At 75.3% G+C, this 13,648-nt stretch carries 11 protein-coding genes; 3 read left to right on the top strand and 8 right to left on the bottom strand.

Annotation, left to right across the window (positions count from 1 at the left end; genetic code table 11):
- Nucleotides 1-16: 16 nt before the first annotated feature.
- The 4 genes from ACFY00_RS22475 to ACFY00_RS22460 are packed head-to-tail and all read right to left on the bottom strand — an operon-like array spanning nucleotide 17 to nucleotide 7,178.
- Nucleotides 17-4,567, bottom strand: coding sequence for a hypothetical protein (locus ACFY00_RS22475; protein WP_388033233.1), 4,551 nt, complete (start codon nucleotides 4,565-4,567; stop codon nucleotides 17-19).
- Nucleotides 4,568-4,621: 54 nt separating this feature from the next.
- Nucleotides 4,622-5,503, bottom strand: coding sequence for a hypothetical protein (locus ACFY00_RS22470; protein WP_388033232.1), 882 nt, complete (start codon nucleotides 5,501-5,503; stop codon nucleotides 4,622-4,624).
- Nucleotides 5,500-5,628, bottom strand: coding sequence for a hypothetical protein (locus ACFY00_RS22465; RefSeq protein WP_388033231.1), 129 nt, complete (start codon nucleotides 5,626-5,628; stop codon nucleotides 5,500-5,502). Before ACFY00_RS22465 ends, ACFY00_RS22470 begins: the two co-directional genes overlap by 4 nt.
- Nucleotides 5,625-7,178, bottom strand: a complete 1,554-nt coding sequence (locus ACFY00_RS22460; protein ID WP_388033230.1) for a hypothetical protein — start codon at nucleotides 7,176-7,178, stop codon at nucleotides 5,625-5,627. Before ACFY00_RS22460 ends, ACFY00_RS22465 begins: the two co-directional genes overlap by 4 nt.
- A gap of 155 nt (nucleotides 7,179-7,333) precedes the next feature.
- Between ACFY00_RS22460 and ACFY00_RS22455 the strand changes: the two genes are divergently transcribed.
- Entirely contained in the window at nucleotides 7,334-7,933 is a 600-nt protein-coding gene (locus ACFY00_RS22455) for a hypothetical protein (RefSeq protein WP_388033229.1), read from the top strand.
- 114 nt (nucleotides 7,934-8,047) lie between these two features.
- Here ACFY00_RS22455 and ACFY00_RS22450 read toward each other — a convergent pair whose 3' ends face one another.
- From ACFY00_RS22450 to ACFY00_RS22435, 4 genes are all read right to left on the bottom strand, one after another.
- Nucleotides 8,048-8,770, bottom strand: coding sequence for a hypothetical protein (locus ACFY00_RS22450; protein WP_388033228.1), 723 nt, complete (start codon nucleotides 8,768-8,770; stop codon nucleotides 8,048-8,050).
- Nucleotides 8,767-9,207, bottom strand: coding sequence for a hypothetical protein (locus ACFY00_RS22445; protein WP_388033227.1), 441 nt, complete (start codon nucleotides 9,205-9,207; stop codon nucleotides 8,767-8,769). The genes ACFY00_RS22450 and ACFY00_RS22445 overlap by 4 nt, the downstream gene beginning before the upstream one ends.
- Nucleotides 9,204-10,268, bottom strand: coding sequence for a DUF2804 domain-containing protein (locus ACFY00_RS22440; RefSeq protein WP_388033226.1), 1,065 nt, complete (start codon nucleotides 10,266-10,268; stop codon nucleotides 9,204-9,206). Before ACFY00_RS22440 ends, ACFY00_RS22445 begins: the two co-directional genes overlap by 4 nt.
- A gap of 195 nt (nucleotides 10,269-10,463) precedes the next feature.
- Nucleotides 10,464-11,930 carry an MFS transporter gene (locus tag ACFY00_RS22435; RefSeq protein WP_388033225.1) on the bottom strand — a complete coding sequence of 489 codons (1,467 nt, stop codon included), beginning with the start codon at nucleotides 11,928-11,930 and terminating at the stop codon, nucleotides 10,464-10,466.
- A 139-nt stretch (nucleotides 11,931-12,069) separates the two neighbouring features.
- Between ACFY00_RS22435 and ACFY00_RS22430 the strand changes: the two genes are divergently transcribed.
- On the top strand, nucleotides 12,070-12,531 hold the full coding sequence (locus ACFY00_RS22430) for a MarR family winged helix-turn-helix transcriptional regulator (protein WP_388033224.1): 462 nt from the start codon (nucleotides 12,070-12,072) through the stop codon (nucleotides 12,529-12,531).
- 311 nt (nucleotides 12,532-12,842) lie between these two features.
- The gene (locus tag ACFY00_RS22425; protein ID WP_388033223.1) at nucleotides 12,843-13,607 is read left to right on the top strand and encodes a LamB/YcsF family protein; all 765 of its coding nucleotides are present in this window, start codon (nucleotides 12,843-12,845) and stop codon (nucleotides 13,605-13,607) included.
- Nucleotides 13,608-13,648 lie beyond the last annotated feature (41 nt).

Below are 13,648 nucleotides of genomic sequence, written 5' to 3'. Positions count from 1 at the left end.
ATCTTGCGGCACGTTCCTACTCGGGCTTGCGGAACACCCTGGTCGCGGTGATCTCGCCGTGGATCGTCGGCCCGTCCGGGCCCTGCGGGGCCGGGAGGCCGGGGCGCAGGTGCTCCTCCACCGAGATGTACTTCAGGCCCGCCCGCAGGTCGGCGTCGTTGCGCAGCCGGATCACGAGCGGGAACTCGGCCAGCGCGGTGGTGTCGAACAGGCCGGTGGTGTAGATGAGTTGGACGCCGAGCGCGTCGGCGACGGCGCGCTGCAGCTCCAGCAGGTAGGTCGCGTTGGCGCGGCCGATCGGGTTGTCGAGGAAGAGCGTCCCGGCGTGCCGCAGTTGGGACTGGCCGCGGTCGTTGGCGCGCAGCGCGGCCATCGTGCAGTAGAGGGCGATCGCGGCGGTGAGCAGCTGGCCGCCGGAGAAGACGTCCGACATCTGGCCGACCGAGACGCGTTCGGCGCGCAGCACCGCGTCCGGCTTGAGGATCTCGACCGAGACGCCCTTGGGGCCGATCGCGGCGGCGACGCCGCGCAGCAGCAGCGACATGCCGTCGCGGCGCAGGTCGGAGTTCTTCCTGACGGCGGAGCGGGTGGCCTCGTCGATGACCTCGCCGAGCCGTTCGACCAGGACGGCGTGGTCCGGGTCCTCGAAGCGGATCCGCAGGAACTCCTGGCCCGACCACTCGCCGAGGCCCTCGGGCAGGCGGGAGAGCCGCTGGGCGGCGCGCAGGGTGCCGAGCGAGGTCTCGACCAGGCCGCGCAGCCGGTCGACGATGGAGGAGCGGTTGCGCTCCAACTGGGCGAGCTCGTCGGTGAGGACGCGCAGCCGGGGCGCGAACGCGGCGGCCCAGGCGGCGGCGTGGTCGGGCAGCGCGGCGGCGGGCAGCTCGCGGATCTGCTGCCGGGCGGGGGTGCGGACGGCCTCGTAGCGGGCGGCGTTGGCGTGCCGGACGAGGGCGTCGGCGGCGTCGCGGACGGCGAGTTCGGCGCCGGTGAGCTCGGTGGCGGCGGTGCGCATGGCGCGCCGGGTGTCGGTGACGGCGGCGCGGGCGGCGGCGAGCGAGCCGAGGTAGGCGTCGGCTTCGGCGTCGGCCTCCTCGCCGTTGTCGCGCAGGGCGTCGCGGAGCTGCCCGGCGAGTTCCTCGAAGTCCGCGGCGGCGGCCTGCGCCTGGTCCAGCGTCCGCTGCAGGTCGCCGTGCTCGGCGCGGGCGGCCTCGACGCGTTCGCGGCGTTCGGCGAGCAGCGCGGTGGCGGTGCGCAGCAGGGCCTGGGCGTGCTCGGGGTCGGCGGGGAGCAGGTCCTCGGGGAGTTCGGTGTGCGCCTCGCCGCTGACCGGGGCGGAGCGTTCGGCGTCGCCGCGCAGGCGGCCGACCTCCTCGGAGGCGGCGCCGGAGCGGGCCTCGATGAGGGCGACGAGTTCCTCGGCGCGGGCGGCGGCGGCCTGCCGGGCGGGGCCGTCGGCGCCGTCGGGGCTGGCGAGGAGTTCCTCGGCGCGGGCCTTGACCTTGTTGCTGAGCCGGTCCAGCTCGGCCGCGGCGGCGGTCTCGTCGCTCTCGGCGCGGGCCTGTTCGGCGCGCAGGTCGGCGCCGACGCCGACCTTCTCGTAGAGCTGGGCGGCGGCCCGGTAGGCCTCGCGCAGGGCGGGCAGCGAGGCGGGGGTGACGGTGGGGTCGGGGGCGGCGCTGGTGTCGACGGCGGCGATCTCGGCGCGTTCGCCGCGCAGGGTGCGGGCGGTGCGGCGGGCGTCGTCGGCGGCGCGCTGGGCGGCGCGGCGGTCCTCGTCGCAGGTGCGGGCGCGTTCGGCGCACTGGGCCTGGCGGCGTTCGCACTCGACGGCGTCGTCGGCGAGTTCGCGCAGGCGGCGGGTCCAGTTGGCGCGTTCGCGCAGCCGGAAGGCGAGTCCTTCGAGGGCGTCGGCGCGGCGGCGGGCGCGCTGGGCGGCCTCCCGGCACTCCTCGTGGCGGGCGGCGGCGGCCTGGTGCTCGGCGTCGGCGTCGGCGCGCTCGGCGCGCAGGGTGGCGAGTTCGGCGGCGGTGGTCTCGGCGTGCAGGGCGGCCGCGGCGGCGGTCTCGGCGAGTTCGGCGAGAGTGCCGGGCGGGCAGCTGGCGTGCCAGGAGGCGAGCCGGGCGGCGAGGGCGCGGTCGCCGCCGAGGCGGGCGGCGAGTTCGCGGATGTGCTCCTCGCGGGCGGTGGCGCGGGTGCGCAGTTCGCGGCGCTCGTCGTCGGCGGCGGTCTCGTTGTGCATGGCCGGGTTCGGCGGCACCAGGAAGTACGCGGGCTCGCCCTCGATCGGGGCGATCAGGGCGGCGGCGGTGCCGACGGCGACGGTGGAGCGCGGCAGCAGGGCGGCGGCGGCGAGCGCCTCGCGGGCCCGGTCCAGCGAGGCGGGGTCGGTGACCACGACGCCGTCGACGAGTTCGGGGCGGGCGGCGAGGATGGCGTCGTGGTCGGCGGGGTCGACGGACTGGGCGAGGTAGCGCCAGCCGGGGAGGGCCGGGATGCCCTGTTCGCCGAGGTGCTCGACGGTGGCGAGGACGTCGGGACCGGGCGGCAGCAGGCCGCCGTCGCCGAGGGCGGCGAGGATGCGGGAGTCGTCGGCGGCGGCGGTGCGCAGGTCGAACAGGGTGCGTTCGGCGGTGGCCACCGACTGGTCGAGCAGTTCGCGCAGGTCCTCGGCGCTGGCGTCCAGCAGGCGCGGGGTGAGGAAGCCCTCGGACTCCTCGGCGCCGTCCTGGTGGGGCGTCAGGGAGAGCAGTTCGGCGAGCCGGGGTTCGGCGGCGAGCTGGGCGGCGGTGCGCTGCTCGGCGGCCAGGGCGCGGTCGGCGGCGGTGCGGGCGTCGGCGGCGCGGGCGGCGGCGAGTTCGGCGCGGGCCTCGGCGGCGGCGGCTTCGCGGGCCCGGACGGCGCTCTGCTCGGCGGCGGCGCGGGCCTGGGCGAGCGCCTCGGTGGCGGCCTGTTCGGCGTCGGCGGCGTGCAGGGCGGCGCGGGCCGGGTCGGGTTCGGCGCCGGAGTCGTCGATCCAGCCCGCTTCGACGGCGGCGGCGGTCTCCTGCTCGACCTCGGCGAGGCGCTGGCGCAGGTGCTCGGCCTCGGAGCGGGCCTTCTGGGCGGCGGTGGCGGCGGCGGTGGCCTCGGACTGGGCGGTGGCGCCGTCCTCCTGCAGTTCCCCGGCGCGCAACTCCTCCTGGTCGGCGCGGGTCTCGGCGTTCGCGGCGGCGGCTTCGAGGGCGCGGGCGAGGGCTCCGGCGGCCCGGTCGCGGGCGGCGAGGGCGGGGGCGGCGTCGAGTTCGGCCTCGCGGATGGCGGCGGCGACCCGTCCGGCCCGGTCGGCGGCGGCGCGGTGCCGCAGGACGGCCTCGGCGGCCTGCCAGGCGGCGAACTGGGCGCGGGCGTCGGTGAGTTCGCGGCGCAGTCGGGCGGCTTCGGCGGTGGCCGCCTCCAGGCCCAGCGTGGCGTGCCGGTAGGTGAGTTCGGAGACGATCAGCGAGTGCCGGGTGCGGTCGGTCTCGGCGGCGGTGACGGCGCTCGCGGCGGCGGCGACCTCGACGGCCAGGTCGTGGACGCGGTCGCGTTCGACGGCGGAGCGGGCGGCCAGCGACAGCGCGAGCTTGCGGGTGCGGCGTTCGGCGGCCCGGTGGCCCTCGCGGACGGTCTCGCGGGCGGCGGTGGCGTCGACGATGCGCTGCAGCAGGTCGACCGAGCCCGCGGTGAAGTCGCGTTCGGCGGTGAGTTCGGCGCGGCGGCCGAGTTTGGCGGCGAAGCCGTGGACGAGGTCGGCGAGGCCGTCGGTGTCGCGGGTGTCGGTGACGGCGCGCAGCAGCAGGTCGGTGAAGTCGGCGTCGTTGCGGACGGCGAACAGGCCGGCCGCCTCGCCCTCGTCGGCGTTCATCTCGCGCTGGTAGCGGAAGAGTTCGGGGTCGAGGCCGAGGGCGCCGAGGTGCTCGATCCAGCGGTCGTGGATCTCCTCGAAGGTGACGTCGAGGTGCGGCTGGGCCTTGCCCGCCTCGGTGAGGGCGTCGCGGAAGCCCTTCATGGTGCGGCGGCGGCCGCGGACCTTCTGGTCGCCGGTGAGGGCGGGGCGTTCGGCGACCGGCAGGGCGTCCAGGGTGAGACCGGGGCCAGGCCGGAAGGAGTACCAGAGTTCGGCGAACTTCCGCGGGTCGGAGGAGACCTGGCGGCCGCGCCACTCGCTGACCTTGCCGACCACGATGAGTTCGCCGGTGACGGTGTGCTGCCACTCCAGGGCGACGTGGCCGCAGTCGTCGGCGAGCAGGAACTTGCGCAGCACGCCGGAGGAGGCGCCGCCGAGGGTGTTGCGGTGGCCGGGCAGCATCACCGAGAAGATCAGCTTGAGCAGCACGGACTTGCCGCCGCCGTTCTCCAGGAACAGCACCCCGGCGGGCGCGGGGCGGCGCTGCGGGCCCTCGGGCTCCTCGCCGAACAGGCCGATCTGCTGCGGCTGCGGCTCGGGGACGGGCTCACCGACTCCGCGCAGGTCGAGCACCGTGTCGGCGTAGCGGGCGCCGGCCGGTCCGATCGAGTACAGGCGGACCCGGTTCAGCTCGTACATGTGCGGTGGTTCTCCTGAAGCTGTCTCAGCGGTCTCAGTGGTGCTGACGGTCGGTCAGAGGGCGTGGAACGGCAGGCCGGCGTCGGCCACCAGTTCGTCGCTCTCGTCGGGCGGGGCCAGGGTGGGGGTGCCGTCGCTGACCGGGACGACGCCCAGGTCGAGGAGTTCGGCCATCGCGGCGCCGCCCGCCAGGTCGCGGACCTGCAACTGGTAGCGGGCGGTGGTGCGGTAGGTGCCGCCGGAGTCGTCGGAGGTCTTCTGCAGGAAGCCGGAGTCGACCAGGAAGGACACCGCCTTGGAGACGATGCCGGTGGTGGAGCCGGCCAGGCGGCGGGCGTCCTTGGTGGCGCCGGTCGCGGAGCGGCGGGCCCAGACCCGCCAGGCGGCCTCCAGGCCGGGGGCGTCGCTGGCCGGGTCGGTGTTGGTGCCCTCGGCCTCGGCGCGCTCCTCCAGGCGGCGGCAGGCCTGCCGGACGAAGGCGTCCACGCCGTTGACGGTGACCCGGCCGAGGTAGCCGTCGTCGGCGAGGTCCTCGGGGCGGGGGAAGGCGAGCGCGGCGACCGCGAGGTGGGCCAGGCCGTGCAGGAAGCGGTCGGTGGACTCGGTGGCGGCGCGCCGCGAGTAGTCGCCCATCCGGACGGCGAACACCGAGTCCTCGGCGGCGGCGACGGCCATCCCGGCCCGGGCGGAGACCTCCAGCACGACCAGGCCCATGCCGGTGGCGACGGCGTCGGCCAGCCGCCCGAACGGCGGGTCCTCCCGGTAGCGGCGCACCAGTTCGCCGTACTCGGCGTCCCGGGCGGGCAGCAGCTTGGCCTGCAGGCCGAAGGAGACCAGCCGGGCGGCCTCGGCGACGTCCGCCGGGCTGATCGGCGCGGGCGCGGCGGCGGCCGGTTCGCTCTCGGGCGGTGTCCACGCCTCGCTGGTGGTGGTCATCCGAGCGCTCCTTCGATCCGGGCGGTGCGAGTGGTGCGGGTGGTGCGGGTGGTGCGGGTACGGCGGGTGGTGCCGGTGATACGGGCGGTGCGGGTACGAGGTGCGGTGCGGGTGGTGCGGGTCACCCGGCCGCCCCGGCGGCCTTGGCGTCCTTGCGGTCGGCGGCCATGCCCACCGCGTCCAGCAGCGCGCTGCCGACGATCAGGTCGGCGCCGCCGAAGCCGGGGTCGTCCAGCCGGGTGCCGTCGTCGACGGCGAACAGCAGCCGTTCCTCGCCCTGCCGGTAGGCGGTGCCGACCGGCGGGCTGGCGGCGTGCACGGCCAGCAGGGCGACCAGGTAGGCGAGCTCCTCGCCGTCCCCGTCCTCCCCCTCCTCGCCGAGCGCGGCGCCGCGGCGGCGGGCGTCGGCGAGCAGGCCGGAGAGGCGGCGGGGGGCGTCGGCGGGCAGGTCGAGCAGGTCGAGGGCGGCCTCCAGTTGGGCCTCGGAGAACCGGCTGTCGTCGGGGGTGGCGACCAGGTCGGGTTCGGGGAGTTCGGCGCCCAGGTGCTCGCGTTCGACCGGCGGGGTGAGCAGCAGGTCGACCAGGTCCGCGACCCGGACGGAGACGGGGGTGCGCAGGCCGGTGGCGCGGGCGAAGAAGGCGTCGGTGGGCCGGGTGGCGTCGCCGAGCGGGAGGGTGAGGACGGGGGCCAGCAGTTGGCCGTACAGGTCGATGCCGCTGCGGGCGGCGGGCGCGGCGAAGGCCTGCCGGTCCTGTTCGGCGCGGAACAGCGGCCCGGCTTCGAGCAGGCGGGTCTGCAGCTGGGTGTGGCGGCGGATGCAGTCCTTGACGATGTCGACGAGTTCGGCGGCGCGGCGCTTGTGCTCGCCGTCGACGCTCTCGTCGCGGGCCTTGCGGATGTTGGTGAGGATCGCGTTCTCGTGCCGGTAACGGTCGGCGATGTGGTCGAGTGCCTCGTCGATCAGGTCGGGGACGGTCTCCATCCAGTCGACCGCGCGGACGTTGCGCCGGGTGGCCTCCAGGGCGCGGCGCAGCGTCTCGGCGTACTGGACGGTGCGGTAGCGGGCCTGCTCGGCGGCGAGCTGGGCGTCGGCGAGGCGGCCGCGGCGGATCAGCACCTCCAGCTTGACCTCGGCGGCGATCTGGGCGCTGGTGACGTCGGTGTCGAGGGCGCCGACCAGGACGTTGACGGCCTCGTCGGTGGTGCGCAGGTAGACCCCGCCGTCCTGGCCGGGGACCTCCTCGATCAGCTTGAAGTCGTAGTCGCGGCGGGTGTACTCGCCGTCCGGGCCGAAGGTGCCGTAGACGGCGCGGAAGCCGCGGTCCACGCTGCCGACGTTGATCAGCGACTCCAGCACCCAGCGGGCGACCCGCTCGTGCTCGGCGGCGGCGCGGCCCGGGTTCTGGGCGGCGATCCGGGGCAGCAGCCGGGCCAGCACTATGTCCCGGTCCGCGCCGGTGTCGAAGTCCATGTTGAGGGTGACCAGGTCGATCGCGGCGAGGCCGACCTCGGCCATGGTGTACGAGGCGTACTCGCCGGCCAGGTTGACCTTGCGGCTGTCCAGGTCGTGCAGCGGGGCGGTGCACGCCAGCGCCTTGAGCCGGCGGGCGAGTCCCTCGTCGGCGGCCGGGCCGGGGGCGGGCCTGGTGGGCTGGTCTGCGATGGCGGTCACGGGGGACAAGATTAGGGCTTTCCACGGACAGGTCCGAAAAGCCCCTTTCGGGCGGCCTGTCCCCGCATATTGAACGCGTTCAAATTCAGGTCTAGAGTCCTTCTCGCGACACCGCGTGCCGTCTCCCGGCACCCGCGCCATGAGGGGGGTTCCCCATGTCCGACATCGCCACCGTCCCGGCCGGTTCCACCACCGCCGGACCGGATTCCGCGCCCGGCCCCGACACCGCACTCGTCCGCCGCCGGATCCGGCGCTGGCTGCTCCTGTTCATCGTCTGCCTGGCCCTCAGCGGACTGACCGCCTTCCCGCTGCGGACCGAGACCTCGCTGCTGGCCCGGCTGGTCGACGCCACCGGCCTGGACGGCGCCCTGCCCGCCCTCGACGCCTGGGTCGACCGCGTCCGCGAGGGCGTCGCCGACGGCTACGGCCGCCACCCCTTCCTCGCCTACGGCACCGACTGGCTCGCCTTCGCCCACCTGGTGATCGCCGCCGCCTTCTGGGGGCCGCTGCGCGACCCCGTCCGCAACGTCTGGGTGGTCCGCTGGGCCATGCTGGCCTGCGGCGGCGTCATCCCGCTCGCGCTGATCTGCGGCCCGCTGCGCGGCATACCCGTGTTCTGGCAATTCGTCGACATGTCGTTCGGCGTCGTCGGCGTCGTCCCGCTGCTGATCGTCCACCGCCTGATCCGCACCCTGGAGTGGCAGCAGGCCGTCACCGCCCACCACGACTTCACCCGCGTCGCGCCCTGCCCCTGACCGGCCCGACCGCCCGTACGCGGCCCGGCTCCTCGGCGCAGGCGGCGGTCGGGGCGTAGGGCCGGTGTCGTCCACGGCGAGGACGCCACCGCCGGTGGCGGACTGCCCGGGCGGTCAGAACGGGGGCTCCGCGAAGCACCCGCCGCCGCCGGCGGTCCGCTCGTCGTCGCGCCGCTCCCGCTCGGCCCGCAGCCGGGCGCGGCGCTCCTCGGCCGCGCGGTCCTCGGCGCTCTCCAGTGCGGCGGTGTCCCGGCCCCAGGCCCGGAGGTACTCGAGGGCCCGGTCTCGGCGGAAGCGGTCGGTGGAGGTGGCGAGCAGGCGCTCGGCGTGCTCGGCCAGCTCGGGGCGCAGGTCGGCCAGGTCGGGGTGCTCGGAGAGCGGGAGCGCCGCGACCAGGGCGGCCTCCCGGACGTCCGGGTCCGCGTCGGTGAGGAACGGGCGGACGGCGGCGAACAGTTCGGGGCGCAGCCCCCGCAACTCCCAGAAGGCCGGATAGTCGTCCTCGGCGGTGATCCACTCCAGTTCGCAATCCGCGCTCTCGTCGTCCGCGTCGTGCGCCGCCTCCCCCAACCACTTCAGCAGGCGCAGCCGCGGTGCGTCCGGGAGTTCGCCGAGGATCGCGGCCGCGTAGCGGGCCACCGGGGGCGTCGCCCCGTAGACGGTGTTCTGGTGGCAGACCGCGCCGAGCATCCGGTCGGTGGCCTCCTCCTGCACCGCCGGGTCGGGGTCGGTCATCCCGGCCAGCAGCGCCGCGTCCAGCGGGTCATCCAACGCCGTTTCCAGCGACGGCCAGTCGACGGACGCCAACAGGGCCCGGTGGTGCGGGAGTTCGGTCATCGCGGGTCTCCGGTGCCGGACAGTCGCAGGTCGCCGTCCCAGGACTCGCAGCGGACGGTGCCGCCGGGGAAGTCGAGTTCGAGCGCGGTGCGGCCGGTGTGCGGGGCGTACTCCTGGCGGGTGGCCAGGACGGGGTGGCCCAGGTGCGGGGCGAAGGGGGTCCCGTGCGGGGCGTCGCGGACGTCGAGGCGGCCCCACTCGCCCAGGTCGACGTCGGGGTGCGGGTGGTCCTCGGCGACGATCAGGCACCAGTCGCTGCCGGTGGCGACGAAGGTGCAGCCGCCGCGGTCGTCGCGCAGCCAGAGGGCGACGGGGTCGGCTGCCCGCTCGCCCCGGTGGCTGTACCAGGACGCGACCACGCCGGTCAGCCGACGGCCGACCAGCGCGGCGAGGTCGGGGCCGGGGCCGTGCGCGGGGCACATCGGAGGGGGCGTCACCAGCGCATCCGGACGTCCTCGGCCCAGCCCAGCAGCCCGTCGACCGCGACGCGCAGGCCGTCGTCGGTGCGGATCGTGCCGCGGTAGTGGCCGAAGCACTGGTCGGTGCGGTTGGCGACGAGCCCGGCCTCGGTGCGGGTGCGGCGGTCGTGGAAGGGGAGGAAGGTGAGGTCGACCAGGTCGCTGTCGGGGGTGGTGATCCGCCAGGGGGCGAGCGGGGTGGCGGGGTCGTAGTGCCAGTCGAGCTCGCTGCCGATCTTGGTGAGGCGGCCGTCCACGCACAGCGCGTTCTCGGTGCTGCCGGTGCCGACGGTCCACTGCCCGCCGAACTGGAGTCCGACGGTGTGCCCGTCGGTGCGGCCGGAGGCGGCGCCCCAGTTCCAGCCGAGCGAGCGCGGCCAGCGCCCCCGGCCGTGGTCGAGCACGCCCCAGGCGTCGTCCCCGAAGTCGTACGTGCGGTCGCCGAGGCGGACGGTGCCGGTGGCGGGGCGGGCGGTGTGCTTGGAGGTGTACTGGAAGCGCCTGACGTCCCAGGGGACGACCACCGACAGGGTCTCGTGGCCCGTGGGCAGGGCGACCAGCAGGTCGACCTCCAGCGGGCGCAGGTCGACGGTCAGGGCGCGGGCGCGCAGCCGGGTGCCGCCGGGTTCGCGGCCGATCGAGATCCGGACCTGCCCGCGGTGGGGGCGTTCGGGGCCGACGGCGAGGTCCGCGCCGTACGGGCCGCCGGAGCCCGCGATGCCCTCGGGGAAGGCGGTGCGGCGGGTCGGCAGGCCGGGGGCGATCGCGGTGCGCTCGTGGTCCTCCAGGACGCCGTGCCCGTCCCAGGCGAGGAAGTACACGGTGTCGAGGGTGAGGAAGTCCAGGTCGCTGACGGTGAGCGCGAGCAGGTGGGTGGGCGTGGTGACGCACCAGTACTCCCAGCGCTTGGTGCGCCCCCAGCCCCGCAGGTTGCCGCGGTGCAGCGGGGTGCGCGACCAGCCGACGGCGTCGCGGTTGAGCCGTCCGTCGGGTCGGCACAGCTCGACGGGGCCGGTGATCTCTCGCTCGTGGGTCGCCATCCGCGCACCCTACTGCCGCGACCTGCGCGGGAGCCATGGCGGGGCGTTCGTCTCCGCGGGGACGAACCGCTTCCGGGACGCGCCAACGGCCGTTCGTCTACGCGGGGACGAACGGCTCCCCGGAACGCGCCGGAACGCACGGTGGGCCGTTCCTCCCCGCAGGGACGAACGGCCCGCCGTCGCGGCCGTACGCGCCTACTTCGCCGTCGCGCCCTCGGCCGCAGCGGTCGGCACCGCACCGGCCCGGCCCTCAGCACCGGCACCGGCACCGGCACCGGCGACCGCGCGGCGGACGCCCGGGATGGCCAGGGTGACCAGGGCGGCGGCGACGGCCGCGCCCGCGCCGATCAGGAAGGCGGTGCGGAAACCGCTCTCCGACGGCAGGACGTGACTGTGGAAGTCGGTGGTCATGTGCGCCAGCACCACGCCGATGACGGCGGAGGAGCTGGAGGTGCCGATGGAGCGCATCAGGGTGTTGAGGCCGTTGGCGGCGGCGGTCTCGGAGACCGGGACGGCGCCCATGATCAGCGCGGGCATGGCCGCGTACGCGAACGCGATGCCGCCGCTGATCAGGCAGGAGAAGACGAGCACGCCCCAGGCATGGCCCATCAGGGCGAGGGCGGAGAGGTAGCCGCAGGTGATGACGACGGCGCCGACCAGCAGCGAGACCTTGGGGCCCTTGGCCCGGGAGAGCTTGGCGGAGAGCGGCGAGAGCAGCATCATGACCACGCCCGCGGGCGCCATCCACAGGCCCGCGGCGACCATCGACTGGCCGAGGCCGTAGCCGGTGGCGGTGGGCATCTGCAGCAACTGCGGGGAGACCAGGCTCATCGCGTACATCGCGAAGCCGATCACCACGGAGGCGAGGTTGGTCATCAGCACCTGGCGGCGGGCGCTGGTGCGCAGGTCGACCAGCGGCTGCCGGGTGCGCAGCTCCCACCAGCCCCAGACCGGGAGGACCACGACGGCGGCGGCGAGCGTGCCCAGGGTGGTGCCGGAGCCCCAGCCCCAGTCGCTGCCCTTGGAGATGGCGAGCAGCAGGGCGACCAGGCCCGCGGTGAGTCCGAGCGCGCCGACGGTGTCGAAGCGGCCGCCGGAGCGGACGGGGGACTCGGGGACGAGGAAGAGGACGCAGACGGCGACCACCGCGCCGAGCGCGGCGGAGATCCAGAACAGCGCGTGCCAGCTGGCGTGCTGGGCGATGACGGCGGACAGCGGGAGGCCGAACGCGCCGCCGATGCCGAGCGAGGAACTCATCAGCGCCATGGAGGAGCCGAGCTTCTGCGGCGGCAGTTCGTCGCGCATGATGCTGATGCCGAGCGGGATGACGCCCGCGCCGACGCCCTGCAGGGCGCGGCCGACCACCATCGGGGCGAGCGAGCTGCTGAAGCCGCAGATCAGCGAGCCGATGACGAGCATGGTGAGGCTGGCGAGCAGGATCCGGCGCTTGCCGTACATGTCGCCGAGCCGACCGAGCACCGGGGTGGCGACGGCACCGGCCAGCAGGGTGGCGGTGATCGCCCAGGACGCGTTGGCCGCCGAGGTGTGGAGCAGCTTCGGCAGGTCCGGGATCAGCGGGACGACCAGGGTCTGCATCAGCGAGACCACGATGCCCGCGCCGGCGAGCACTCCGACGACGGGGCCGGTGCGTGCCTGACTCATGGGGTACTTCCATCTCTCTAGCGACATATGCATGATGCACATAATGTGTACCATACATATGACACCCCTGCGGGATATGCTGCCGAAAAGTGACCACCGGGACCGCGCAGGGCGGACAGGACGGACAGGACGGAGGAGCATGCGGCGCCACGAGGAACTCGCCCTGATCGAACGCGAGATGATGCTGCTCGCCCGCCACCAGGTCCTGGCCACCGCCCGCACCAACGGCGGCCCCGACGCCCTGGAGCGCAGCGCGTACACCCTGCTCAGCCGGATCGAGACCGAGGGCCCGCTGACCATCGGCCAACTCGCCGAGGCCTTCGGGCTGGACACCTCCACCGTCAACCGGCAGACCGCCGCGATGCTGCGGGCCGGGCTGGTCGACCGCATCCCGGACCCGGACGGCGGCGTGGCCCGCAAGCTGCGGATCACCGAGGAGGGCCTGCGCCGCCTGCGCCAGGACCGCGACTGGTCGATCCAGGGCCTGGCCAAGGTGGTCAGCGACTGGACGTCCGACGACCTGGCCGGCTTCGCCGAGGTGCTGGAGCGCTTCAACCGCGACATCGAGCGGATCCAGGGCCGCCCCTGGCCGCGCGGCTGACGGCACCGCCCGGCGCCGACCCTCCCCTCCGAACAGCCGTCGAGCACCCGCCAATGCCCGTCAACGCCCGTCAACGCCCGCCGTCCGCCGCTCCCCCGGCGGATGTTGCGCCGAGCGGGTGGCCCTCGCGACGCCCGTCCGCGACCTGACGGGTAAAACCTGCCGCCCGGCCGCCGCCGCCACCCCCGGCCGAAACGATCAGGCCCTACGATCACCCCCAGAAGCGGACACCGGCCCCGGAACGGGCCCGGTCCCGGCCCGGAACGGGTCGCGTGCGGAAGGGCGGACGAGGAGGAGAAGTGGCCGACGCGGTGATCGATCTCAATGCGGACCTCGGCGAGGGCTTCGGACGCTGGAGCCTGACCGACGACGAGGCCCTGCTCTCGGTGGTCACCAGCGCCAACGTCGCCTGCGGCTTCCACGCGGGCGACCCGTCCACGATGCGCCGGGTCTGCTCGCTGGCCGCCGAGCGCGGGGTGCGGATCGGCGCCCAGGTCTCCTACCGCGACCTCGCCGGGTTCGGCCGCCGCGCCATGGACGTCCCGCCGGAGGAACTGGCCGACGAGATCGCCTACCAGATCGGCGCGCTCCAGGTGTTCGCCCGCGCGGCGGGCTCCCGGGTCTCCTACGTCAAGCCGCACGGCGCGCTCTACAACCGGGTGGTGCACGACAACGAGCAGGCGGAGGCGGTGGTCTCGGGCGTGCTGCGGGCCGGTGCGGTCTGCGACGGCCCGCTGCCGCTGCTCGGCCTGCCCGGCTCCCGGCTGCTGGCGGTCGCCGAGGGCGTCGGACTGCCCGTGGTCACCGAGGCGTTCGCCGACCGCGCCTACACCTGGGCCGGCACCCTCGTCCCGCGCCGCGACCCGGAGGCCGTCGTCCACGACCCCGAGGCGGTGATCGCCCGCGCCGTCGGCATCGCCCGCGACGCCACCGTCACCGCCGTCGGCGGCGAGCCCATCACCGTCCAGGCCCGCTCCCTCTGCGTCCACGGCGACACCCCGGGCGCCGCCCAACTCGCCTGGCGGGTCCGGGGCGCCCTCGCCTCCGCGGGCGTCCGCGTCGAGGCCTTCACCTGAGCCGCGCCACCGCCGCCACAGCCCTCACCGCCGCCACCGCC

It is taken from the genome of Kitasatospora sp. NPDC001540, assembly GCF_042894345.1.
Lineage (GTDB): Bacteria > Actinomycetota > Actinomycetes > Streptomycetales > Streptomycetaceae > Kitasatospora > Kitasatospora phosalacinea_C.
The sequence above is the reverse complement of the archived record's forward strand: the minus strand, read 5'-3'. Positions and strand labels throughout refer to the sequence as shown.

Excerpts from the sequence above, each read along its gene's own strand:
- ACFY00_RS22475 (WP_388033233.1), bottom strand. The coding sequence starts at position 4,567 with ATGTACGAGCTGAACCGGGTCCGCCTGTACTCGATCGGACCGGCCGGC.
- ACFY00_RS22470 (WP_388033232.1), bottom strand. The coding sequence starts at position 5,503 with ATGACCACCACCAGCGAGGCGTGGACACCGCCCGAGAGCGAACCGGCC.
- ACFY00_RS22455 (WP_388033229.1), top strand. The coding sequence starts at position 7,334 with ATGTCCGACATCGCCACCGTCCCGGCCGGTTCCACCACCGCCGGACCG.
- ACFY00_RS22450 (WP_388033228.1), bottom strand. The coding sequence starts at position 8,770 with ATGACCGAACTCCCGCACCACCGGGCCCTGTTGGCGTCCGTCGACTGG.
- ACFY00_RS22440 (WP_388033226.1), bottom strand. The coding sequence starts at position 10,268 with ATGGCGACCCACGAGCGAGAGATCACCGGCCCCGTCGAGCTGTGCCGA.
- ACFY00_RS22435 (WP_388033225.1), bottom strand. The coding sequence starts at position 11,930 with ATGAGTCAGGCACGCACCGGCCCCGTCGTCGGAGTGCTCGCCGGCGCG.
- ACFY00_RS22430 (WP_388033224.1), top strand. The coding sequence starts at position 12,070 with ATGCGGCGCCACGAGGAACTCGCCCTGATCGAACGCGAGATGATGCTG.